This window comes from Xylanimonas allomyrinae, from assembly GCF_004135345.1.
In the GTDB taxonomy this organism is placed as follows: Bacteria; Actinomycetota; Actinomycetes; order Actinomycetales; family Cellulomonadaceae; genus Xylanimonas; species Xylanimonas allomyrinae.
The window spans coordinates 1,807,712-1,829,269 of record NZ_CP035495.1 but is presented as its reverse complement, the minus strand read 5'-3'; the positions used below and the strand labels follow the sequence as shown (position 1 = coordinate 1,829,269).

The window sequence follows — 21,558 nt, the reverse complement described above, 5'->3', positions numbered from 1 at the left end:
CTGGTTCGGGGTGTCAGAGGTCGATGTCGGGGCCGGGTGCGCTGGGGCGCATCCACAGGTCGGGGTTGGGTGCCTTCATGGCGTTGCCGGGGATCTGGAGCAGGTCGGGGACGTAGGGGCCGGCCTTGATGGCCCACATGGTCTGGATGGTGCCGGTGGGCGCGGTGGTGAGCTCGTGCTCGATGGCGGTGGTGGCGATGTCTTGGAGCGCTTCGTGCAGGCGCGGTACGACGGTGCGGCCTGTGTTGGGGGTGACGGTGATGGTGGGGCGGCCCCAGGGGGTGGTTTCGGCGTCGTGCGTGCCGAGGAGGTGCAGGGGTGTGTCGGTGTAGTGCCGGGTGATCGCGATCTCGTGCCCGTGCAGGGTCACGGGCGCTGACGGTGGGAACTGTCCGGCGCGGTGGGGTCCGTCGTTGGTTCGGGTGAGCAGGATGAGGTCGACGACGTTGTCGGTCCCGGCTTGGGGTCGCCAGAACCCGGAGGGGAAGCGGATGGCGCCGAGGAAGTCTGCGTCGCGGTTCAGGTGTCTGCGCAGGACGTCGTTGGGGACGTCGAGGAGGTCGTGGGTGGCCAGGATGGCGGCGATGCCGCCGGGTCGGGTGAGGCGGATGGAGGCGAGGGCCTGGGCGTAGTGGAGGTGGAGTCGGGTGCTCCACCGGGCGGGGTCGCGTAGGTGGACGTCGGCGATGGGCAGGGTGTTGATGACGAGGTCGTAGTCGCCTTGCCCGCCGCGGATGACGGTGGCCGCGTCGGTGGTGGTCTCGACGTCGTCGAGGGTGGTCATGCGGGCGCTGTAGTCCTCTTGCTGGTGTTCGGCGGCGTCGGGGCGTAGCAGGAGGGTCGAGGCGCCGTCGCCCTGGGCCAGGACGTGCCCGCCGGTGAAGCCGAGGGTGTGCAGGCCGTGCCACAGGGGGCCGTGGATGGACCGGTAGGCGTCGTGGGCGCTGGTTTGCAGGTGGTCGGTGATGGCGGTGAGGTCCGCGATGAGGGCCTGGTACTGGCCGGCGTGGAGCTCCATCACGCGTCCGCTTCGCGGACTGCGGTGAGGTAGACCTCGAGGGTGGCCTCACGGACGGCGATGTCGGCCTCGACGGTGGCTCGGAAGTCCGCGGCGCGGTCCGTGAGCACCCGGGTGGGGTCGGCGTCGGCGTCGGCGTCGGTGGGTGGTTCGCCGGGCCAGGTCGGGTTGAGGGTGGGCCGGTCGGAGGCGATGTCGGTGCCGCAGGCCGCGACCCATTCACGCAGCCGGGTGCGGGCCTCGCGGAAGTCACGGTGCCACTGGATGGGTGCGGACAGGGCGGCGCCGTCGCCGTAGCAGGCGAGCCAGTGCTGGTGCAGGGCGGAGAGTTCCCAGACGAGCTCGTCGTGGCGGTGCCAGAACGGCGGGATCTCCATGGGGGACAGGCCGTAGGCGCGGCGCAGCCAGGTCACCCAGGCGTCCAGGGCGCACCACTGTTCCTCGGCCTGCTCGGGGAGGAGCTCGTTCCAGTTGACCGGGCCCGGGGGCAGGTCGTCACCGAACGGGTGCCCGCTCATCGCGCACCACCGGCGTGCAGGGCGTCCTCGGCGGCGGCGGCGAGGCCCTCGGCGAGGGTCGCGTACCCGACCTCGGCCGGGGCGGTGGTGCGCCGTGCAGCGGCCTCGGAGCGGTGGTGGCCGGTGCGGGCGATGCGGTAGGTGGTGCGCCAGGCGTCGTGCCCGAACCAGCGCATGACGAACTCCTCGTCGCGGCGCTCGACGCCGGCCACGGTGTGGACGTACTCGCGCACGTACCCGGCGGCGACGATGACGTCGCCCTCGCGCACGCGGGTGCGGGCCCGTTGGGCGGCGCGGCCGAACGCGACGAGGTTGTGGAACGTCTCGGCCGGGGGTCCGTAGGTGCCGTCGGGGCGCGGTCGGCGGGCCTTGATCTTGATGCGGGCGAAGTACCGCTCACCGCCGTCGGTGGTCTTGGACATGTGCGGTGCGGAGGCGATCTCGCCGACGATGCACTGCCTGGTCGGGATGGACACCGCGACCTCCTGGATGCCACACGGCGCCCAGGACGGACGGCCGCTGTTGCGCTTCAGGTGTGCGAGGCGACGGCGGACGCGGCGCGATGCCGGTGACAGCACCGGGGGTTCGATTCTTGCGAGTTGTGGCTGGGGTGGGTTCGTGTCGTCGAGGACGCTGCGCGGCTGGAACGTCCGGTGCTGCCTCCGGCGGGGGTGGGGCGGCATCGCCGGCTGCGGCTGAGCGATGTGCCGGAGTTCCGGGACCGGCGCCGGGTCGCGCGCCGGCTCGGGTTGGAGGAGATGACGCGTCAGGCGGGCGAGGACGACCTCTCCGGTCAGTCTGCGGGCGACTACGCGGACGCCCTGGACCGCGCCCGGCATCGGGGGTGAGGCGTGGCGTCGTTCACCGCGCTGCTAGACGCGAACGTCCTGGTCCCCGTCGCGCTCGCCGACACACCTCTGCGGCTTGCCGCGCGGGACCTGTTCCGCCCGGTGTGGAGCGAAAAGGTCCTTGATGACGTGCGGCGCGCGATGCGGGCCGTGCGCCCGGACCTGGCCCCGTCCCGGACCGAGTCCCGTCTGCGCGCCTTGACCGAGGTCTTCGATGACGCGTGCGTGCACGGATGGGAACCGCTCGCGGCAGGCTTGCGGTGCCCGACCCGGACGACCGGCACGGTGTGGCTGCCGCCGTCCGGGGCCGCACCGACCCTGTGGTGACGCGCAACCTTGACGACTTCCCTCGTGAGGCGCTCGCGCCGCTGGGCATCGATCCGCTCTCGCCGGACGAGTTCCTGCTCGATCAGCTCGACCTGGATCCGCGTGGCAGCCTGGCGGTGATCGTCGAGCAGGCCGCGGTGATGCGACGCCCGCCGGCCAGCGTCGCCGACGTGTGAACGGCACTCGACCTTGCCGGGGTCCCGTGGTTCGCGTCCGCGGCGCGAGCGCGGCTCCGCTGAGAGCGTGCCTGTGAACACGCAGGAGGCGGCGTTGGTTGACCAGCCACCCAGAGGTGCGTTCCACGACCCAGCGGCGGCGCAGCAGGACGAACCCGGATTCACCAGCCGTTGACACCAGTACCAACCGCCCGGGCGTGCTACTCGGTGGCGAGTGCCTCAACGGGGGAGGGCTTGGCCGCTGAGCGGCCGGGCAGTACGGAGGCGACAAGGCCCGCGACCAGAGCGATGACGATCGTGAGTGCAATGTCGCGCCACGGTGTCTCGAAGCGCACGTCTCCTAAGGCGCCGAGTGCCGCCATTGCTCCGCACCACCCATAGAGCAGTCCGGTCGTGATACCGAGGGCTGCGCCGACGCCGGAGATGAGCATGCCCTCTACGGCAACCATCCGGCGTAGCTGGCCGCGGGTGACGCCGATGGCTCGGAGCGTGGCCGACTCGCGGCGTCGCTCGAAGACCGACAGCGACAGGGTGTTGGCCACGCCGATCAGGGCGATGACGACGGCGACCGCCAGCAGGCCCAGGACCGCGCCGAGGACAGTGTCGATGACGTCCTGGAACGACTCGCGCTGGACCGCGACTCCAGCGACGACGACGGCTTTGCCGGTCTCGGAGATCGCGTCCTGGATGGCCGCGACGTCGTCGGCGCCGTTGCGCAGCGACGCCCACATTTGGCTGGAGGCGGTTTGTGCGGCGACGACATTGAGGTCTGCCGGATCCAGGATCCAGGCGCCTGGGCCGTCTTCGCCGGCCACCGCAGCGGTGAGCGTAATCGTCCCGTCCGGCCCGCTCAGCGTGACGTCGTCACCGGCCGTGATGCGCCACGCCTTAGCCTGGGAGGGCGGGACGACGACGACGCCGGGTGCCAGGCCCGCGATGATCGAGTCGTCCGTGAGCGTCGTCTGCCCGGCGGCTGGGTCGATGCCCATCGCCGTGATATCGGCTGGGTCGCGACCGATCGCGGTTGCACCAGCGAGCGTGAGGGTGGCGTCGAGCGGTTGCACCATCGCGGTCACAGCGTTGGTCCTCCTGACCGCCGCGACGACGTCCGGCGGCAGCGCCGTGAGCGCGCCGTCCAGTTCGTAGCCACTCGACTGGACCAGCAGGTCGATGGGGTACCTCTTGTCGAGGACGCCGTCCAGGCTCGCGCGGGCGTTGGCGGCACCCGTGGACATCGTGGTGACGAGGGTGACGCCGATGAGCAGTGCCGTCGACGTCGCCGTGGTGCGTCGCGGATTGCGCCGGGTGTTCGCGGCGGCGAGCTGGGCTGTCGGCCCAGTCAGGCCGATGAGGTGCCCCGACCATGAGGCCACGTGTGGCAGCCAGTACACGGCCGAGACGGCGACGCCCACGAAGGAGATCGTGCCGCCGGTCACACCGGCGACGAGCCCGGAGTTCACCTCTGCTCGCGCTGTGCCGAGCCACGCGCCCAGGCCCAGGAGGGCCAACCCCGCGACGACCGCCAGCAGCGACGCCACGAGCCGGACGCGGCCGGACGTCCTCTTGTCGGCAGCGGGGCCGTCGTCGGGACGCATTGCGGCCAGCGGCGCGACTCGGGTGGCGGCGAGTGCGGGCGCGAGCGCAGCGAGGACGGTCACGGCGACACCCGCCAGGAGCGGGGCGACGACCACCTGCCAGGTGACATTGATCGTGGCAGGCATGAAGACCGCGGCCTCACTCCGGCGGGCGATGGACAGAGCGGTCTGGCCCAGGCCGCAGCCGGCCAGCACGCCGAGCGCCGATGCCGCGAGACCGAGCGCCGCGGCCTCCACCAGGACGCTCTGGCCGACCTGGCGCTTGCTGGCGCCGACCGCGCGCAGGAGCGCGAGGGTCCGGGTGCGCTGAGCGACTAGCACCTGGAACGTGTTGGCGATCACCAGCCCGGCCACCACGAGCGCGATCGCAGCGAATGTTAGGACGAACACCACGAAGATGACGTTGTCGCCCCGGTCATCGCGTCGGCTTTCGCCTGGGCGTGCTCGTCGGGGGTAACGACACCGCTTGCCGTCGGTACGGCGTCGCGCAGCGCGGTACGGACGGCCTCGATGTCGGCGCGGCCCGCCAGGACGACGGCGACGTCGGTGTAGGCGACGGCGTCGGGGTAGCCGCCGGCCTGAGCGGTGACCAGCGCGTGCAGCGCGGCGGCGTCCATCACCGCGGCTCCGCCCTGGCCGCCGTAGGCGTTCCTCGGGTCGTTGACCAGCCCGGTGACCGTGACCACCTGGGAGTCCTGGGCCTGGCTCGTCGAGTCCAGTTTGACGGCGTCGCCGACGTCGACGCCGAGCCGGTCGGCCACGTCCGGCGGGAGTGCGATCTGCCCTGGGCCTGCCGGCCAGTCGCCGTCGGCGAGCGTCAGGGGTATCAGGCGGGGGTCGGGCGCGGTCGGGATGACGGCCTGATAGATGGTGCGCGCGCCGCTCGCCAGCGACTGGAGGGACTGCAGTGTGCCGGCCGCGACGGCTACGCCGGGCGTGGTGCGGGCCGCCTCGACGTCGGCGTCGGTCAGTGCTGCCCCGTCGGGAACCTCGATCACGAGGTCGGCGTGCGCGTACTGCGCGGCGATCGCGTCGTAGGTGGCGCGGGTGATGAGGTTGCCGGCGAGCAGGGTGGCGGCGACGAACGCTGCGCCGATGACGATGGCGATGCCGGCGGCCGTGAGGCGGGGCAGCGAGCGGCGCATCTGCGCCAGGGTCAGGGTCAGCATCAGGCCACGGCTCCCGCGGCGGACTCGTCCAGCGGGGCTTCGAGCGAGCGCAGGGCGTCCAGGCCTGCGAGGACCGCATCAGGGGTCGGGTCGCTGACCTCACCGGCGATCCGGCCGTCGGCGAGCAGCACGACGCGGTCCGCGTAGGCCGCCGCAGCGGGGTCGTGGGTGACCATGATGATGGTGCGGCCCAGGTCGCGCACCGAGCGGCGCAGGAACGCGAGCACCTGCGCGCCTGAGCGCGAGTCGAGGTTGCCGGTGGGTTCGTCGGCGAAGACGACGTCGGGCTTGGCGATCAGGGCACGGGCGATGGCGACGCGCTGCTGCTGTCCCCCGGACATCTCCGAGGGGCGGTGCGTGAGGCGATCCTCGATGCCGAGCTTGCGCACCAGGGTGTCGAACCACTGGCGGTTCACCGTGCCGCCCGCGAGCTCGACCGGAAGGGTGATGTTCTTTTCGGCGGTGAACATCGGCAGCAGGTTGAACTGCTGGAACACGAACCCGATGCGGTCGCGGCGCAGCAGGGTGAGCTGCTTGTCGCCCAGCCCGGTCAGCTCGGTGGCACCAATGAACGCCTGCCCGCTGGTGGCGGAGTCGAGGCCGGCGAGCAGTTGCATGAGGGTCGACTTGCCCGAGCCTGAGGGGCCCATGATCGCGGTGAACTTGCCGGCCTCGAAGTCGACGTCGACGGCGTCGAGCGCACGCACCTCGGCGGCGCCATGACCATAGGTCTTGGCGAGCAAGCGGGCTCGGACTGCGGCGAGGCCGCGGCTGCTGGCGAGGGTCTCGCCGAACGGGACGAACACGGTGGTGTCCACAGATAGCTCCGGGTGGAATGGGAGGAAGGGTGAAGGTGGTACGAGACTGCGAACTGCAGGCAACCGCCGGCGTCGCCCCGGAGGCTGCTCCCCATCCGGCCACGGGCATCCCTAGGTTGGCTGGGCGACGCGAGCCGTCAGCCTCCGGCGGCAGGCTCTGTCACCCGCCGAGCAGCCCCCGGCTCGTCGACCCTTCCTCTGGGTGGGCGGTGGGTGGCACGTGCAGTGCACCTGTCGAGATCGCGCGGCGACGAGGAGGATCAGCGCGGGGCGCTGATCGACGCGTCGCCCGCTGCACCAAGGGGATGCGGGCGAGCGCAGGGGTGGCGTAGGTGCTGATGAGCGCGGTGATGAGGGTGCCGAGGGCGAGGCCTGCGGTGATGTCGTGCAGGTAGTGGACTCCTGCGCCGACGCGTGCGGTGGCCACGATTGCGGCGAGTGGAACCAGCAGTGGCCAGAGGCGGGGTGCGACGAGGAGGCACGCGACGGCGATCGACCCTGCGATCGTGGCGTGGTTGCTGGGCCAGGACCAGTCGGTGGCCGTTGGGCAGGTGAGCGCGGTGACGACGTCGAGGGTGTGACAGGGGCGCGGCTGGGCCACGAGGGTCTTGACGGCCTCGCTGGTGGCGTAGGAGACGATCGCGCCGAGCCCGCCGACGGCGAGCCGCAGGAACCCGGGACGGTCGCGCAGCCAGGTGACCACGGCGAGGATTCCGGCGGTGGCAACTAGAAGCAGCAACCCCTTGTCGGCGAGCCGTACGACGAGATCCTCGACGCGAGACCCGTTGACCGATTCGGTGAGATGGGTGAACAGCGAAGCCCGGGGCGCGTAGGTGATCGCGGTGAGGATTGTGAGTACGGCGGCGGAGGCGAGCGGGCCGCGAAGCCCGTGTCGGGGGCAGCGGTAGCAGCGAATCTGGGCATGTCAACGACGCTAGGAACCGTCCGCGGGGCATCCATCTGCCGCTGGTCAGGAACCGGGTATGACCGTGGTGGTATCAGCTGGCCGGTCATGTCGTGCCGCGGGATGACGCAGTGTGGGTGCCGGGCGCCGACGATGGGGGTGTGAGTCGTGGGTCTATGACGCGTGCCGAGCCCTGGGGGGCGGCCGCCCTCGTCGTGTTGTTCATCTTCGCGGGGGTCGCGCCGTGGTGGCTTGTGCCGCTGGCCTTCGTGGCTGTGGTCATCGGCTGGTTCGGCACCGGCCTGCGATGGGGGCTTGCGGCCTGCGGTGTGGCGGTGATGGCGGGGGCGGTCCTCGCGCTGAGCGGCACGGTGCTGGTCAGCGATGTGCTGATCGCCGTGGCCCGCGGGTTGTGCGCCGGGGTGCTGCCCTGGCTGGTGGCGGTGGCGTGGCGCGGGCGACGGGACCTGGAGTCGAGCGCGGCGGCTGCCGTCGTGCGCGAGCATGAGGCGCGCGAGCAGCGTCTGGAGTCCCAGCTCGCGCACGAGCGCCTGCGGCTCGCTGAGCAGCTTCACGACGACGTGGGACACGCATTGAGCCTGGTGGCGTTGAACTTGGGACGGCTCGAGCTCGACCGTGCTCTGACAGGCGCCACGAGGAGCTCGATCGGGCTGGCCCGGTCTCAGGTGGGCGAGGCCGTCGAACGGCTCGGCGTGTCCGTGCGGAGCCTGCGCGGTGCCTCCGAGCCCGGGGGCGGGTGGGTCGCGTCGTAGCGGATCCTCCCGACGTCGCTGGGCTGGTCTGTGACGCCCGCCTCGCCGGTGCCGACGTCACCATGACCGGTCAGAAGAGGCTCGGCGGGGTCGCGCAGCAGGCCGCAGTCCTCGCCGCGTCCGTCGTGCGCGAGGGCCTGACGAATGCGCTGCGTCATGCTCCGTCGCAGCCCGTGACGGTGCGGGTCGAGGACGACGGTCCGTGGGTGGTGGTCACAGTGTCGAATCCGACCTCAGCGGCCAGAGGGGAGCAGGCGCCCCGGACGGGTGGCACGGGGCTTCGTTCGCTCCAGTCCCGGGTCATGGCGGCGGGCGGCATGCTCGACGTCGAAGCCCGTGAGGGCCGGTTCACTCTTCGAGCGAGGTTCCCCGCATGCTCGGCGAGACCGGTCGGCAAGTGCAGTCTCCGGCCCCGGACTCGGCGCGCGGGCTGGTGGCGGGCCTGAGCCGGGCGCGACGACGCGGGACGATCCTGGTCGGCGCCGCGATCGCCATCCCGGCCGTGACCCTCGGTGCGGTGACTGTCGGGCTCGCGGTGGCCAACAGCCGAGAAGCCGACCGCGCGCTGCTCACGGCGGAACAGTTCGGGCAGATCCGCGTCGGCGACGCGCGCACCGACATCGGCCACCTGCTGCCCAGGTACACCTTGCCGCGGCCGGACGGCGGCCGCCCCGGCTGCGACTACTTCGCCATCACCACCAACCCGTTCGCGGACGAGTTCGAGGACGCCTACGAGATCTGCTGGGACCAGGACCTGGTCGTCTCGACGGCCCTGGTGGAAGGAGCCGCCCGATGACGCTGCGCCTCCTGGTCGCCGACGACGAACCGCTCGTGCGCGCCGGGATCGTCGCAATCCTCGAGACCGACGACGACCTGCGCGTCGTGGCCCAGTGCGCCTCGGGCGCCGAGGTGGTCCCGGCGATCCAGGCATACCGCCCCGACGTCGTCCTGCTCGACGTGCGCATGGGCGGTGGATCCTCGGAAGACGGGCCCTCCGCGGACGGGCTCTCGGCCCTGGCCGAGGTCCGGCGGCTGTTCGGCGCGCTGCCCTGCCTCATGGTCACCACGTTCGGCGAGGACGAGTACGTCGCGGGGGCGATGCGTCACGCGGCCGACGGGTTCGTACTCAAGTCCGGGGACCCGCGCGAGCTACTCCTGGCCGTCCACGCGGTCGCCACCGGTGGCGCCTGGTTCTCCCCGTCGATCTCCCGCAAGATCCTCGACGCTGGACTCGGGCGAGGTCTCGCGCGCCGCGAGGAGGCCGTGCGCCTGGTCGCTCGGCTCACCCACCGCGAGCAGCAGGTGATCGCCCTGATCGGTGACGGGCGCTCCAACACAGAGATCGCCAACCTGCTCTTCCTCGCCGAGGGCACCGTGAAGGTCCACGTCACCGCGATCCTGCGCAAGACCGGCGCACGCAACCGGGTCGAGGCGGCACTCCTCGCAGCCCGGGCCGGCGACCCGCTCGCTCAGTCCTGACCCGCCGGCCACCACGGCCACCCTCGCCGTCATCGCCGGGCGACGTGCGATCACCGTGCGACGTGTCCGCTTGGCGCTATGCGATCGAGATCATCGAGAGCCTCGGCGCCTATCCGGCGCTCAGTGCGACGCCGGGCACGGTGTACCCGTTGCTCGCCCGGCTCGACAAGGCGGGGCTGGTGAGCACCCGATGGTCGGAGTCGCCCGGCGGGCCGCCGCGCAAGTACTACCGGCTGACCGCCGATGGCGACGCGTTGCTGGCCGACGGCGCAGCGGCGTGGTCCCACCTGAGCTTCGCGATGCCCGACATCCTGAGGAAGGGATGACCTGTGGCTAAGGACTACCTCGACACCGTCCGCGCGCGGCTCATCGACTTGCCCCAGCCGGTCCGCGAGCGTGCGATCGACACGCCGTCGGCCCAGCTCGACGAGTTCGCCGGTGCGGGGGTCGATCCTTGTCGCGGCGCTCTGCACGCCGGCAGCCCACGCCGCCCGGCTACGTGACGCCCTCGCCGGGGACGGTTCGCCCGGCGAAGCACAGTGGCGGGTCACTGCGACGGCGCGCTCAGGATCACCGCGGCACTACGCGAGACGTTCTCCACGATCGAGCTCGTCTGAGCCGACGGCGTGTACGCCGGCCGGTTCGTCGAGGGCGCCAAACTGACCTGGGGGCTGACCATGGCCGGTCATCCGCCCAGACGCTGGCAAGGGGTTCGTCCTGCTGCGCCGCCGCTGGGTCGTGGAACGCACTTTCGGGTGGCTGGTCAAGCACCGCCGCCTCGTGCGCGACTTCGAAGCACTCCCCGTCACCCATGAAGCCATGGTCTGGGCCGCCTCCACCTGGCAGCTCAGCCGCCTGACCCGCTGACCACGTTCACAGACACGCTGAGAGCCACCGCAGAGTCGTTTCGCCACTCACAGGTCTGGACCCGCAGCGGGTGCCGGGGGGAGACCGTCGTGCGGTGAGGCCTGGCCGCGCGTTGTTCCGGGCCGCGGTGGTGTGCGGGGCACGACGGAGGTGCCGTGGCCGGGGCGCACGTCGAGGAGGCCTTCGTGGGCGAGGGCGTGCACGGCGAACGCGATGGGTTTGGTGCTCGTGCCGTAGTGCGCGGCGAGGGTCGCGTGCGTGGGGAGCCGGCCGGTGAGGTCGCCGCGTTGGATGCGGGCGCGCAGGTCGTCGTAGATGCGCCACCGGGTCGTCGGTGCGGGTTCGGCGTCGGGTGTGATGGCGTAGGTGCCGGAGCGGGCGCCGTCGTTGACGGTCTGGACGCGGCCGGTGGCGGCCAGGCGTCGTAGTGCCTTGTAGATCGTGGTGGTGCTGACGTGGTGTTCGGCGGCGAGGTCGCGCGGGCGCGGGAGGCGGCCGGTGTAGGTGCCGTCGGTGATGCGGTCGCGGATGAGGTCGTGGATCTTTGTCCAGGGCGTGCCGGGTCGCGGCGGTTCGGGTGGTGCGGTCGCGACGAACGTTCCGGCGCTCGGGCCGGTTCCGGTGACGGTGCGGGCCAGGCCCTCGGCGACGAGGCGGCGGATGGCTTCGCCGGGCGGGCCGGTGCTGGTGCCGTACTCGCGGGCGAGCTGGGTGCGAGACGGCAGGCGGCCGGTGGCGGTGCCGTCGATGATGGTGGCGCGCAGGTCGGTGTAGATCGCGTGGGCGCGGGTGGTGTTCGGCCGGTCGGTGCGCGGGGTGATGGCCAGGCCGCGCCGGTTGCCGCTGATGCGGTGGTAGACGAGGCCCTCGGCGGCGAGACGGGCGACGGCGGTCGCGGCGACGAGCGGGTCGACGTCGTGCTGGCGGGCGAGGGTGGCGGGTGTGGGCAGGTCTCCGGTGAGGGTCTGGTCGAGGATCGCCGTGCGTAGGGTGTCGTGGAGTGGGCGCCACTGCGGCTCGGGGAGAGGGTCGTCGGGGCCGATGACGAACGTGCCGCCGTGGTCGGGGCCGGCGAGGCGCTGGTAGAGCAGGCCGTCGGTGGTCAGGTGGCTGATGGCCCGGTGGATGGTCGAGGTGCTTGCGCCGTAGTCGCGGGCGAGCTGGTCCAGGCTCGGGATCTGGCCGGTGAGGGTGCCGGTGGTGATGCGGGTGCGCAGGTCGTCGCGGATGATGCGCCACAGTGGTGGTGGGGCGGCGGTGGGGCGGGGTGCGACGTAGGTGCCGCCGCCGACGGACCCGCGCACGCGGTACACGAGCCCGTCGCGGGCCAGGGCTGCGGCGGCGTGGTGGATGACTGTCGTGGTGACGCCGTGCTCGGCCGCGAGGTCTTTGGTGCGCGGCAGGCGGCCGGTGTAGAGGCCGTTCTCGATCTGGGTGCGCAGCTGGGTGTAGATGGTCGCGTAGGTGGCCTTGGTGGTGCGGGCGCCGATGGTGACGGCCAGTGCGCCGCCGTCGGGGGCGTGGTGCTCGGTGAGTGTGGCGTGGCCGTCGGCGACGAGGTGGGCGACAGCGAGCGTCGCCGCGCTCCGGCCTGGACGACGCCCGGAGGTGTCGCGCGCGAGGGTGGCCAGCGGAGGCAGCGGGCCTTGGTGGGCGTTGTCGGCGATGCGCGTGCGGATCCGCCGGTAGGCGCGCGCGACGGCAGGGTCGGTGGGCGGCGAGGTCGGGACGGGGGCCGGTGGCACGGCTTCGGCGTAGGTGCGAAGCCGTCGGCTCAGGCGGTCGCGGACGCCACCCGCGACGCGGGTTCCCTGCGGAGTGGCTCGGCCTGCCGTGGGGTCGGGGTTCGGGCGGTCGACCGTGGGGAGGGGTTGCAGGGCGTCGATGGCGTCGTTGAGGTCGGGGGCGTGTTCGGGGGTCGCGAGCTGGTAGACGGGCAGCAGCTGCCGGGTGGCTCGCACGACGGGGCCGATGCGGTAGTCGGTGATGACGGCGTACAGGTGGGTGCGGGTCGCGTGGCTGACCGCGGCGTGCAGGGCGGCGCTGGTGGCCGCGACGGCGTCGAGCAGTGCGGTCTCCTCGTCGGGGGCCAGGGCGCGGACGTCGGCGAAGGCGTTGGCGGCGTCGATGGCCAGCAGGACGCCTTGCTGGGCGCCGGCCCCGGAGTGGACGTCCTGGAGGCGCAGCCACAGGGACTCGAAGACTCCGACGCGGGCGGACCACACGCGCGGGTGCCGGCCGAGGGTGGTGGCGTGCTCACTGATGCGGGTCAGGGATGCGGCGGCCTCGGTGGCGGCGCGGGCGTGCGGGGTCGCCGCGTGGAGGCCGGCGGCAAGGGTCTCGAGCGCCCAGAGGGTCTCGGCGACGCCGTCGCGTCGGCCGGGGCGGGTTCGCGGCGGTCGTGGTGGGGTCCAGCCGAGCCGGTCGATGCCCCAGTCCGGGCTGGCCGAGAGGGCCGGGACGGCGGGCAGGTCCGGCCAGGTCAGGGTCTCGCCGTGGTCGTGCAGGTTCTTCTCCCACCCGGCGGCGAGGGAGGTCAGGGCGTCGCGTAGGAGTGCGGCGTCGGCTGCGAGAGCGGCGACCTGTGTGCTGGTCAGGGGCCCGAGGGCGGGAAGCTCTTGGTCGGTCAGGAGGATCGCCGCGCGGGCCGCGTCGCGCCACCGGGCAACCATCGGGTGCACGACGACGTCGAGGTCCCCCGCGTGCAGCGCGGGCCGGTCCGGGCTGCTCGTGGCGGTGCGCAGGTCGCGGGCGGCGCCGGCCAGGGGTGTCGTCGACCTGGCGGCCAGGGACGGGTAGGCGCGCACTGTGCGTGCGGCAGCGTTCGCGGCTGTCAGGTCCGACCCGGTCAGGAACTGGTTCGTGACCCGTTTGCGGGCCTCGTCGATCCGGGCTTCATCGGTGATCGCGGGGCGTGCCGGTGGTCTGTCGTGCTCGGGGACCGCACCCACGGCCCGGCCCGGGACGGCTCGGTCACGGACGGGTTCGCGGGGGGCGGGGGCTGCCTGGCGGGCGGCGACCCCCGCGGCGGCCCTGGCGCCGTGACGTGCGGCAGCCGCGCGGGCGAGCCGCTGGTAGGTGTCGTCGGCGGTGAGGCGGGCATCTTCCTCGGCGGCGTGGTGGGCCAGCAGCGCGACGGCGCGCGCGATGGGCTGGTGCAGCCGGGTGACCTGGGCGATGAGGTCCGCGCGGCCGGGCACGGGGTTCCCCGGCCCGCCGAGGTCCTGCCCGACATCGCGGAAGTCGTGGGTCAGCGCGTCGAGCGCGTCGAGCAGCTCGTCGATGCGCTGCCCGTACATCACGCGTCCTGGGCGGCCAGCTCGGCGGCGTAGGCGGCGTCGAGCGCGGCGACGACGGCGTCGAGCGCGGCGGGCGGCTTGCCGAACGCGGTCAGTGCGGTGATCGCGGTGCGGGCGCCGGCGACGAGGTCGGGGCGGGGCGCGTCGACCTCGAAGATGTGGGTGATGCCCTCGTCGAGGTGGAGCAGGTCGAGGAGCTGGACGACGTCCCGGTACCCCCACCCCAGGGGTCGGGTCGGGGCGCCGAGGTCGAGGGCGCGCAGCGCGGACCGGGCGCGGGCGTAGGTCGCGTAGTGCTCGACGCTCAGCGGGTGGGTCATGGTGTGTCCTCTCGAGGTCCAGTGAGCGCACGTGTGACGGGGTGCGGGGTGGGCTGGGACGGGGTTGTGGATGACGCGGGTGCGCGCAGCGCGGCCTCGGTGGCGGCCTGGTCGGCCAGGAGCTGTCTCGCGTCGGGCCGGCGGCGCCAGGGGCGCAGGGTGGCGATCATCGGGGCGACCGAGCGCAGCAGGATGAGCCCCTTGCCGCGCTCGATGGCCCGCAGTGCTTGCGGGGACATGACCGGTACGCGGCGCACCGACTCCTGGGAGGAGGTGGTGCCGTCGGGGCCGAAGGTGCGCGACCGGGTGGTCTCGTCGTGGTCGCCGAGGAGGGCGGAGAGGTCTTGCAGGTCGCGTGCGACGGCGGAACCGCCGAGGTGGATCTTGACGATGGCGGCGTCCCAGATCGCTCCGGCCCTGTGCTCACCCCACGCGTTGCGGGCCTGCGCCCAGGACTGCAGCACCGGCATGACCGTGATCCCGGACCCTCCGCCGTCGGACATGAGCTGGTGCAGCGTGGGCAGGGGGGCGAGGTTGCCGATCTCGTCGAGCGCGAGCAGCAGGGGCGGGTCGAGGCGCTGGCCGGGGGAGCGAGCCGCGAGGCGCCGAGCGGTCTCGGTGAGGTCCTCGATGAACGCGGCCACCAGCGGGGCGACCCCACCGGACCCGGCCGAGGTGGCGAGCAGGTAGACGGTGCCGTTCGCGCCCAGGAACGTCTCGGGGTCGAACTCCTGCCCGGCCGGCGGGGTCACGGCGTCCATGACCGCGCGCGTGTTCAAGGACGCCAACGCCAGGGACACCCCGCCCCACACGGAGTCGCGGGTGCGCGGGTCGGCGTTGATCTGCGCGTTCAACGCTGCCGCCCACCGTGGTGCGGCATGCTCGTGCGCGGACAGGATCGCGACGGCCTCGGCTGCCGCGGACGGCGTCTTGGACCACATGTACAGGTCGGCGGCCGTGCGCCCGGCGAGCGCGGCGGCGTGCAGCAGGCACTCCAGGACGGTCTTGGTCAGGCCCTGCCAGTACCCGCCGTTGTCGGTGTCGTTTCCCCCGAACCCCGTCGTCGAGGCGAGCCCGCGCGCCCGCAACGAGGCGACGGCCTCGTCCTGGCACCCGCGGATCGGGGACCACCGCAACCCGGCCGGCAGCCCCGCAGCGAGGCCCTGCGGGTCGAACACCGCGACGGGGCCGCGACGGCGGCGCGCCTCGAGGGTGACGGCGAGAGTGTCGGGGCGGGTTGAGGTCGTGACCACGGCGCCCGGTGCGTCCAGGACGGCGTTGATGACCAGGTGCTCGCCCTTGCCCATGCGTGGCGGGCCGATGACCAGGAAGGAGTCCTCGACCGACGCCCACACCCGCCTCCCGTTCACCCGCCCCAGCAGGTACCCGACGTCGCCCGGGGACGGGCGGTGCACGGAGGGGCGCAGGTGCGCTGACCGCTTCAACAGGGCGCGGGCCGAGGCGTGCCGGGCGATGTCGCCGCGGGTCGCGAACCCGTCCGCCCGGGCACCGGGGCCTACGACCCGCCACCCGGCGGCGAGCAGGGCACCCGCGGCCAGAGCAAGAAGGGTGACGGACGTCCAGTACGTGACCGGGTCCAGGCCGGCCACGTCGAACACCTGACCGGGCACCCCGGGCCGGGTCAGGACGTGCAGGCTCTCGGCAAGACCCCCGCTCGGCGGCTCCCGACCGGTGACGAACGCGGCCACTGATGCCGCCGCGCGCAGCAGCGCGGCCAGGGCGAGCCCGGCCACCACGACGCCGATCGCGACGTTCCCCAGCGCGCCGTTCCCGCCCGGCACGGGCCGCCCGGCGTTCACGCCGCGACCTGAGGGATGGCGTGCGGGTCGTGCACGACGACGACACCCGAGGTGTGCCCGAGGAGCATCAGCTCCAGCGGGCGACCCGCGAGGAGCCCAGGCGGCATCCGCAACGTCGCCAGACCTGTCGCGTCGGCGTGCGTCGCGGCGACGACAACGGCGACCGAGACCACCTCACCCGGCCGGAAACCCTGCTCCGCGACCCCGAACACCGTCCCGCCACCCGAACGGCGCACAGGCTGCGCCCCGGCCGGTGGCGACGCCGAAGCCGGGGCATCCCCGTCGCCGACGTCGTCGGGGGTGAGGTACTCGACCAGGTGGCGCCCGCCCGGCAGGTGGATGTCGACCCGCACCGTCTGACCGGCCGCGCCCGCCAGGGCGGGCAGCACGGCACGGATCGCGGGCTCCCCGACCGCGAGCCACTCGGCGGCCCCGTCGAACGGTTCACCGTCCAGGGTCACGGCAAGGGAGCCGTCGTCGAGCACCGTGATCGTGGCACGACGCAACGTGACAGCGGACTGCTCAGGGTGCTTCATGGCTGTGCTCCGTCCACGACAGGTGCCGGCGCGACCGCCGGTGCCTGCGCCGGATCGGGCGGCCGGGGTGCCGGGCGCCGGGCGGGAAGCTCGATGCGGCCTACCTGCACGGTGTCGAGGCGGTCCAGGACGGTGGCGGCGGCCCTGCGGGACCGCTCCGCGGTCTCCAGGACGACCTCGACCGGCGTCTTGCCCTCGACCCGCGACGCCCACGTCGACACATACGGCACCGTGTACGTGCTCGTGTCCATCTGATGCGCCGCACCCACCATCAGCGCGACCGTCTCCGCCTCGACCTCCGCGACCGACCGGTGCGCCAGCCCGTCCGGGTTGTCCGGCCCGTGCAGCATCACGTGCGCCAGCTCGTGCGCCAGCGTCTTGACCCTCGCCGCACCGTCCATGTCCCCGCGCACCGAGACGACCAGGTCGCGGTAGCTCGTCAGGCCGTTCGCTCCGCCGAGCGCGTCAGCGTCCGCCACGAGCGCGAGCCGGAACCCGCGCTCGGCGACCTGGACGGCCAGGCCGTCCCACAGCCCGGGCGGAGCCGCTCCCACCAACAACGGGGGAGGCTTGGGCAGCGAGTCGACGTCGAAGTCCGTCTGCGTGACATCGAAGACCGTCGCAGGACGCACCCCGACCAGCCGGGTCCGCACCGTCTCCCCAGGTGCAGGCTTCTCGGAACGCTCCAGTGCCCGCCACGGGCCTGTGTCCGGATTACGGGCCACCAGCCGCTGCGTGACCGGCGCCAGGATCGCGTACCCATGCTGCCCGCGGCGAACCTGATACCCCATCGCCTTCAGCTGCCCGTACCCCGCCGGGTACACCGGATCCGGGAACGGGACCAGGCCCGCCTCGAACGCCGCGCGATGCTGCACCAGGATCAGCAGGTTGTTCGCCCACGACCGGGCCGGCCACCTCGCCGCGAACACCGCCATACGACGCCAGTCCTCAGCCGACGTCAGGTCCTCGACAGCCCGCGCGAGACGCTCGTGAACGGCATCGAGTTTGGCATCACGCTCCGAGAGCGAGGAACGGTCGAACTCCATGACGAGCCTCCACGATCGGGGACGTCATGTAGGTGTGCCGATCACATTCCAGGGCCCGATCATGCAGAAGCCCGCGCTGCTGCGCGCCGCCCGGTGCAGGCAACCGCCTCTTAGCGACGCAACCGAACGCGACAGGCGCCAAAGGACCGGACCAGGTCTGAGTGTTCGAGACACTGACGGCGAGGTCAGCGCACCTTCGCGCACGGCCCGGACAAGTGAGGACAACCGCGATGGCTGAGCCGACCCCCGTACCCGAGGGCGACAAGGCAACAGCGCCCAAGCCTGAGCCGTTGCCCGGGGACGCCGCGTCGACGCCTGCTCCGCAGGCGACGGATCACGCCACGCATTCGGTGCAGCAGGACGGCGGGGGATCCGCGCGTGGCGCCGGGACCCATCTGATCGAACTTGTGCGGCGCATCGGGTTCGCCGTGGCCGCCCTCGCCGCAATTGTCGTGTTCGTCGCAGGCGCCCCGGCCGAGCCCGAAGCGACGCGCCATGATGCAACGATCGCGGCCATCGAGGCAGACGACAACGCCAACAACGCCCGCACCGAAGGCGCGCCCCAGCAACAGGTAGTCAACGGCTGGACGACCATCGCGTACCTGGGTCATATCTCGGACCAGGTGGACGACCTCCCCGGGCGGCTGGCCGCATCGAACGACGGGCGACCCGCCGCCCTCCTGCTCATCGGCGTCCTGACCGCGGCGTTCCATCTCGGCACGAAGCCGAGCAGCCGGCAGAACCTTCGCTGACTCCCGGCCAACCGACTTCCGCTCGGCTGCCCGAGTTCGCGACCAGGCATGCGCTCAGCGCACGAGGCGGACCTCCGCGATGCCCAGCCGCTCGTCGAAGAAGCGCTCGCCGTCTGGCAAGAAGCCGTTGCGCTCGTAGAACCGCCGCGCTCGGGGGTTCTTCTCAGCGACCCACAGCTGCGCGGGGCCAGGTGGGACGACCGCGTCGAGCAGCGCTTGCCCGGCACCTGTGCCGTGGTGGTCGGCCAGGACGTATAGCGACTGCAACTCGTGCTCGCGCACGGGCGAGTGATCTCCGATCTGCCGCCCAGCCCCACCGATGGCGAACCCGACTACTGCGCCGTCCACCTCCGCGATCGTGACCACCGCGCCGTCGTCAAGGCGGCGAGACCACTTCTCGATCCGGCGCTCCAGGGTGTCGGTCTCCCAGTGCGCTACCGACAGGAGACCGGAGTAGGTCTCCACCCATGAGGTGTAGTGGACCGAGGCGCAGGCGATCGCGTCGTCAGGCGTAGCACAACGGACGGCGACGCCACCGGGTGTCACGGCTGGCATTGCACCATCGTGCCGCACCCAGCCACTAGGCCGTGTCTCTTCACTGCGTAGCGAGACGATGATGGCGGCCAGGACGACGGCGCCGCGGTAGATGGTGGCGTGCTTGTCGTTGCGGGTGGCCAGGGCGCGCCACTGCTTGAGCAGGTTGAAGGACCGCTCCACGACGTTGCGCTTCTTGTACTTCTCGGTGTTCAGGCCTGGTCGCCTCCGCCGGCCGAGCCTCTGCGTTTGCGGTTGGCCTTCTGGTCGTCCCGTTCGGGGATCACGGCCTTGATCCCGCGCCCCGCGCAGCTCGTACCGGATCGCTGCGGAGGAGTACGCCTTGTCGCCCAGCAGCGCGTCGGGCATGGTCCGCGGGCGCCCGCCGTCGACCCGGGGGACCCAGATGTCGGCGAGCACCGGTTCGAGCTGCTTGCCGTCGTGGCACTGTCCGGCCGCGACGACCGCGGCCAGCGGTCGACCTTTCCGTCGACGGCGTGGTGGACCTTGGTCGTCAACCCGCCACGGGACCGGCCGATGCCGTGACATGCGGGCTCGTTGTGGACAGGCCTACGGGCGCGGTTCTTCGAACGCCACCGTGGACCAGGTGACGGTTGACTTCACTCACGCAGATACCCAGAACTGGTATTCGGGGGAACGTGAGGACTGATCACCGATCCCCGCAAGCCCACGCTCATGTTCGCCCGGAAACCGTCGAGAATCACGGGAACTTGCGGAGTTCTTGGCCGAGGCGTGCATCTGTGCCGAAGAGTGCGAGCTCGTCGGGGACCATCTGGTGAGTGACGAGGAAGGATCTGTCGCGGATCCGCCAGAGTGCTTGCCCGCGCCCGAGTTCGGACAGGAGTCCGCGCTCGGTTCGGGTGAGTCCGAGCGTGGTCGCGGTGGGGCCGAGCTGGTCGGTCTCTTGGCGGTAGATGACGCGGGTCTCGGCGTTGGCGAGAAGTGAGGACGCGAGGGCGCGTGCCGTGGAGCCGTGGTCGCCGACGTTGTCGAGGTCGGAGAGCTTGTGGAAGACGAGGACGTTCGCGATGCCGTAGTGGCGGGCGAGCCGCCAGTGGGCGTCCATGCGGCGCAGGAGGGCGGGGTGGGCCATGAGCCGCCAGGCCTCGTCGTACAGGACCCACCGTTGGCCGCCGTCGGGGTCGAGGAGCGCGGACTCCATCCAGGCTGACGCGCACGTCATGAGCAGGGACAGGGCGGTGGTGTTCTCGGCGACGGCGGACAGGTCGAGGGTGATCATCGGGGCGGTGGGGTCGAAGCGGACGGTGGAGGGGCCATCGAACATGCCGGCGAGGTCGCCGGCCACGAGGCGGCGCAGGGCGTGTCCGGCGAGGCGCCCGTCTTCGGTGAGGGTGGTGTCGTCGGGGGTCAGGAGCCGGTCGACGACCATGGGCAGGATCGGGACGGTCGCGGCGGCGACGGTGTCGGTGAGCGCGACGTCGAGGGCGGTGTGCTCGAGCGGGGTCAGGCGTCGTTCGAGGACGGTCTCGGTCAGTGCTCCGACGAGGTCGCGGCGGCGCGCGGCCACCTGGGTGCGCCACTGCTCGTCGTCGAGGCCGGTGGGGCGGGGGCCTTCGTCGAGGGGGTTGAGGCGGTTCGTGGTGCCGTGGCCGAGCTCGATGGCGATGCCGCCGACGGCGCGGGCGACGGCGGTGTGCTCGCCCTTGGGGTCGCCGGGGACGTAGACGCGGCGTCCGAACGGGATCGAGCGGGTGCACAGGGACTTGGCGAGGGCGGACTTTCCGGCGCCGACGATGCCCGCGATGACCATGTTCGGGGCGGTGATCAGGCCGCGCTGGTAGAGGACCCAGGGGTCGTAGACGAACGCGGACCCGGAGTTGTGGTCTTGACCGATGAACACGCCGTCGGCGCCGAGGCCGCCCTCGGCGAGGAACGGGTACGCGCCCGCCCACGTGGCGGAGGTGTCTTGGTGCTGCGGGAGGCGCAAGCGGCCCGGGGTGCGCAGCGCGGCGGGGCCGGGTTCGCCGGCTGCGGGCAGGTAGCGGGTCGCGCGTCGGGCGGCCAGGTCGGCCGCGTGAGTGGTGCGCGCTGCGGCTCGCGTCTGGGCGAGGCTGCGGGCTGCGACGGCGTCGGCTGCGGCCCGGCGGGCTCGTCGCCGGCCGCGGCGTTCTCCGGCAGGGGTCACGAGCACGGAGGCGTGGACGCGGTCCTCGGTCACGGCATGGGCCCCGTCGCGTCCGCCGTGACGTTCGGCCGGTAGGGGCGCATGGGGGTGATCGTCGCCGTCGGGGCGTGGTCGACGCCGTGGGTGATGGGTGGGTCGGTGTGCCAGGCGATGCGGCTCGACGCGCTGGCTGCCTCGTCGAGCCTGCGGTAGGCGTCGGCGTGCGCGAGGGCAGCCTTGTGCAGGTCGTCGGCGGCGGTCAGGCAGAACGCGAGCCCGGCGGCGTGGCGGCCCGCGTCGTCGTGGGCTGCCTCGATGCTCGCACGGTGGGCATGGGCGAGGTTCTCGAGCACCTCGATGAACGACCCGGCGATCGAGAGCAGGTTCCCCACGGTCCAGTGCGTGTCTGCCGGGTCCTCGAAGGTGCGGGTGGCGCGGGCCAGCGCCTTCATCGCCGTCGCGGCCTGTTCCGCGGACGTGACGGGGCTCTCGGGGTAGTTCATGACGGCCTCCAGGGTGTGGTCACCAGGAAGGTGTGCCTGCCAGCGGCCGCGTCAGCCCGTGAGCACGTCAGCCGGTCAGGTGCATGACGGCGACGGCGCGGTAGAGCCCG

At 72.4% G+C, this 21,558-nt stretch carries 23 protein-coding genes and 1 pseudogene; 9 read left to right on the top strand and 15 right to left on the bottom strand.

Annotated elements, in window-relative coordinates; genetic code table 11:
* Positions 1 to 13 precede the first annotated feature (13 nt).
* From ET495_RS08380 to ET495_RS08370, 3 genes are read right to left on the bottom strand one after another with little or no spacing between them, the layout of a single operon-like run.
* The gene (locus ET495_RS08380) at positions 14 to 1,018 is read right to left on the bottom strand and encodes a hypothetical protein (RefSeq protein WP_129204183.1); all 1,005 of its coding nucleotides are present in this window, start codon (positions 1,016 to 1,018) and stop codon (positions 14 to 16) included.
* Positions 1,018 to 1,536: a hypothetical protein gene (locus ET495_RS08375; protein WP_129204181.1), complete on the bottom strand. Its 519-nt coding sequence runs from the start codon at positions 1,534 to 1,536 to the stop codon at positions 1,018 to 1,020. Before ET495_RS08375 ends, ET495_RS08380 begins: the two co-directional genes overlap by 1 nt.
* On the bottom strand, positions 1,533 to 2,012 hold the full coding sequence (locus ET495_RS08370) for a single-stranded DNA-binding protein (protein WP_129204179.1): 480 nt from the start codon (positions 2,010 to 2,012) through the stop codon (positions 1,533 to 1,535). The genes ET495_RS08375 and ET495_RS08370 overlap by 4 nt, the downstream gene beginning before the upstream one ends.
* A gap of 177 nt (positions 2,013 to 2,189) precedes the next feature.
* Here ET495_RS08370 and ET495_RS18105 point away from each other — a divergent pair, with 177 nt between their 5' ends.
* Both ET495_RS18105 and ET495_RS17635 read left to right on the top strand, forming a co-directional pair.
* On the top strand, positions 2,190 to 2,384 hold the full coding sequence (locus tag ET495_RS18105) for a hypothetical protein (RefSeq protein WP_211340940.1): 195 nt from the start codon (positions 2,190 to 2,192) through the stop codon (positions 2,382 to 2,384).
* A gap of 260 nt (positions 2,385 to 2,644) precedes the next feature.
* Positions 2,645 to 2,887, top strand: a complete 243-nt coding sequence (locus ET495_RS17635) for a VapC50 family PIN domain-containing toxin (protein ID WP_162616415.1) — start codon at positions 2,645 to 2,647, stop codon at positions 2,885 to 2,887.
* Between the two features lie 200 nt (positions 2,888 to 3,087).
* Here ET495_RS17635 and ET495_RS08360 read toward each other — a convergent pair whose 3' ends face one another.
* The 4 genes from ET495_RS08360 to ET495_RS08350 all read right to left on the bottom strand — a co-directional run bounded on the left by ET495_RS08360 (position 3,088) and on the right by ET495_RS08350 (position 7,172).
* Positions 3,088 to 4,875 (bottom strand): FtsX-like permease family protein, encoded by a 1,788-nt coding sequence (locus ET495_RS08360; protein WP_245993379.1) that lies wholly within the window; start codon positions 4,873 to 4,875, stop codon positions 3,088 to 3,090.
* Positions 4,860 to 5,651 (bottom strand): ABC transporter permease, encoded by a 792-nt coding sequence (locus ET495_RS18610; protein ID WP_245993378.1) that lies wholly within the window; start codon positions 5,649 to 5,651, stop codon positions 4,860 to 4,862. The genes ET495_RS08360 and ET495_RS18610 overlap by 16 nt, the downstream gene beginning before the upstream one ends.
* Positions 5,651 to 6,469, bottom strand: coding sequence for an ABC transporter ATP-binding protein (locus ET495_RS08355; RefSeq protein WP_129204177.1), 819 nt, complete (start codon positions 6,467 to 6,469; stop codon positions 5,651 to 5,653). The genes ET495_RS18610 and ET495_RS08355 overlap by 1 nt, the downstream gene beginning before the upstream one ends.
* Positions 6,470 to 6,629: 160 nt before the next feature.
* A complete protein-coding gene (locus ET495_RS08350) occupies positions 6,630 to 7,172 on the bottom strand; it encodes a phosphatase PAP2 family protein (protein ID WP_245993377.1) in 543 nt (180 codons plus the stop codon).
* A 362-nt stretch (positions 7,173 to 7,534) separates the two neighbouring features.
* On the opposite strand from ET495_RS08350, the gene ET495_RS08345 reads away from it, so the two are divergent.
* The 6 genes and pseudogenes from ET495_RS08345 to ET495_RS08325 all read left to right on the top strand — a co-directional run.
* Positions 7,535 to 8,146, top strand: coding sequence for a histidine kinase (locus tag ET495_RS08345; protein WP_162616414.1), 612 nt, complete (start codon positions 7,535 to 7,537; stop codon positions 8,144 to 8,146).
* Between the two features lie 373 nt (positions 8,147 to 8,519).
* Entirely contained in the window at positions 8,520 to 8,942 is a 423-nt protein-coding gene (locus ET495_RS08340; protein WP_129204172.1) for a hypothetical protein, read from the top strand.
* On the top strand, positions 8,939 to 9,625 hold the full coding sequence (locus ET495_RS08335) for a response regulator (RefSeq protein WP_129204170.1): 687 nt from the start codon (positions 8,939 to 8,941) through the stop codon (positions 9,623 to 9,625). The genes ET495_RS08340 and ET495_RS08335 overlap by 4 nt, the downstream gene beginning before the upstream one ends.
* Before the next feature lie 62 nt (positions 9,626 to 9,687).
* Complete coding sequence (locus tag ET495_RS08330) at positions 9,688 to 9,951, top strand: PadR family transcriptional regulator (RefSeq protein ID WP_245993376.1); 264 nt, start codon at positions 9,688 to 9,690, stop codon at positions 9,949 to 9,951.
* 3 nt (positions 9,952 to 9,954) lie between these two features.
* Positions 9,955 to 10,128, top strand: a complete 174-nt coding sequence (locus tag ET495_RS17630) for a hypothetical protein (protein WP_162616413.1) — start codon at positions 9,955 to 9,957, stop codon at positions 10,126 to 10,128.
* Positions 10,129 to 10,318: 190 nt separating this feature from the next.
* Positions 10,319 to 10,429: pseudogene (locus tag ET495_RS08325) on the top strand (IS5/IS1182 family transposase); the annotation flags it as partial.
* Between the two features lie 110 nt (positions 10,430 to 10,539).
* Here ET495_RS08325 and ET495_RS08320 read toward each other — a convergent pair.
* The 5 genes from ET495_RS08320 to ET495_RS08295 are packed head-to-tail and all read right to left on the bottom strand — an operon-like array spanning position 10,540 to position 17,513.
* Positions 10,540 to 13,791 carry a GntR family transcriptional regulator gene (locus ET495_RS08320; RefSeq protein WP_162616412.1) on the bottom strand — a complete coding sequence of 1,084 codons (3,252 nt, stop codon included), beginning with the start codon at positions 13,789 to 13,791 and terminating at the stop codon, positions 10,540 to 10,542.
* Complete coding sequence (locus tag ET495_RS08310; protein WP_129204162.1) at positions 13,791 to 14,111, bottom strand: hypothetical protein; 321 nt, start codon at positions 14,109 to 14,111, stop codon at positions 13,791 to 13,793. Before ET495_RS08310 ends, ET495_RS08320 begins: the two co-directional genes overlap by 1 nt.
* Complete coding sequence (locus ET495_RS08305; protein ID WP_129204160.1) at positions 14,108 to 15,931, bottom strand: type IV secretory system conjugative DNA transfer family protein; 1,824 nt, start codon at positions 15,929 to 15,931, stop codon at positions 14,108 to 14,110. Before ET495_RS08305 ends, ET495_RS08310 begins: the two co-directional genes overlap by 4 nt.
* On the bottom strand, positions 15,928 to 16,467 hold the full coding sequence (locus ET495_RS08300; RefSeq protein WP_129204158.1) for a hypothetical protein: 540 nt from the start codon (positions 16,465 to 16,467) through the stop codon (positions 15,928 to 15,930). Before ET495_RS08300 ends, ET495_RS08305 begins: the two co-directional genes overlap by 4 nt.
* Complete coding sequence (locus ET495_RS08295; protein ID WP_129204156.1) at positions 16,464 to 17,513, bottom strand: serine/arginine repetitive matrix protein 2; 1,050 nt, start codon at positions 17,511 to 17,513, stop codon at positions 16,464 to 16,466. The genes ET495_RS08300 and ET495_RS08295 overlap by 4 nt, the downstream gene beginning before the upstream one ends.
* A 230-nt stretch (positions 17,514 to 17,743) precedes the next feature.
* On the opposite strand from ET495_RS08295, the gene ET495_RS08290 reads away from it, so the two are divergent.
* Entirely contained in the window at positions 17,744 to 18,265 is a 522-nt protein-coding gene (locus tag ET495_RS08290; RefSeq protein WP_211340939.1) for a hypothetical protein, read from the top strand.
* 54 nt (positions 18,266 to 18,319) lie between these two features.
* Here ET495_RS08290 and ET495_RS19395 read toward each other — a convergent pair whose 3' ends face one another.
* The 3 genes from ET495_RS19395 to ET495_RS08275 all read right to left on the bottom strand — a co-directional run bounded on the left by ET495_RS19395 (position 18,320) and on the right by ET495_RS08275 (position 21,448).
* Positions 18,320 to 19,348, bottom strand: a complete 1,029-nt coding sequence (locus tag ET495_RS19395) for a GNAT family N-acetyltransferase (RefSeq protein WP_129204152.1) — start codon at positions 19,346 to 19,348, stop codon at positions 18,320 to 18,322.
* Positions 19,349 to 19,520: 172 nt separating this feature from the next.
* Positions 19,521 to 20,999 carry an ATP-binding protein gene (locus ET495_RS08280; protein WP_129204150.1) on the bottom strand — a complete coding sequence of 493 codons (1,479 nt, stop codon included), beginning with the start codon at positions 20,997 to 20,999 and terminating at the stop codon, positions 19,521 to 19,523.
* Entirely contained in the window at positions 20,996 to 21,448 is a 453-nt protein-coding gene (locus tag ET495_RS08275) for a hypothetical protein (RefSeq protein WP_129204148.1), read from the bottom strand. The genes ET495_RS08280 and ET495_RS08275 overlap by 4 nt, the downstream gene beginning before the upstream one ends.
* Between the last annotated feature and the right edge of the window lie 110 nt (positions 21,449 to 21,558).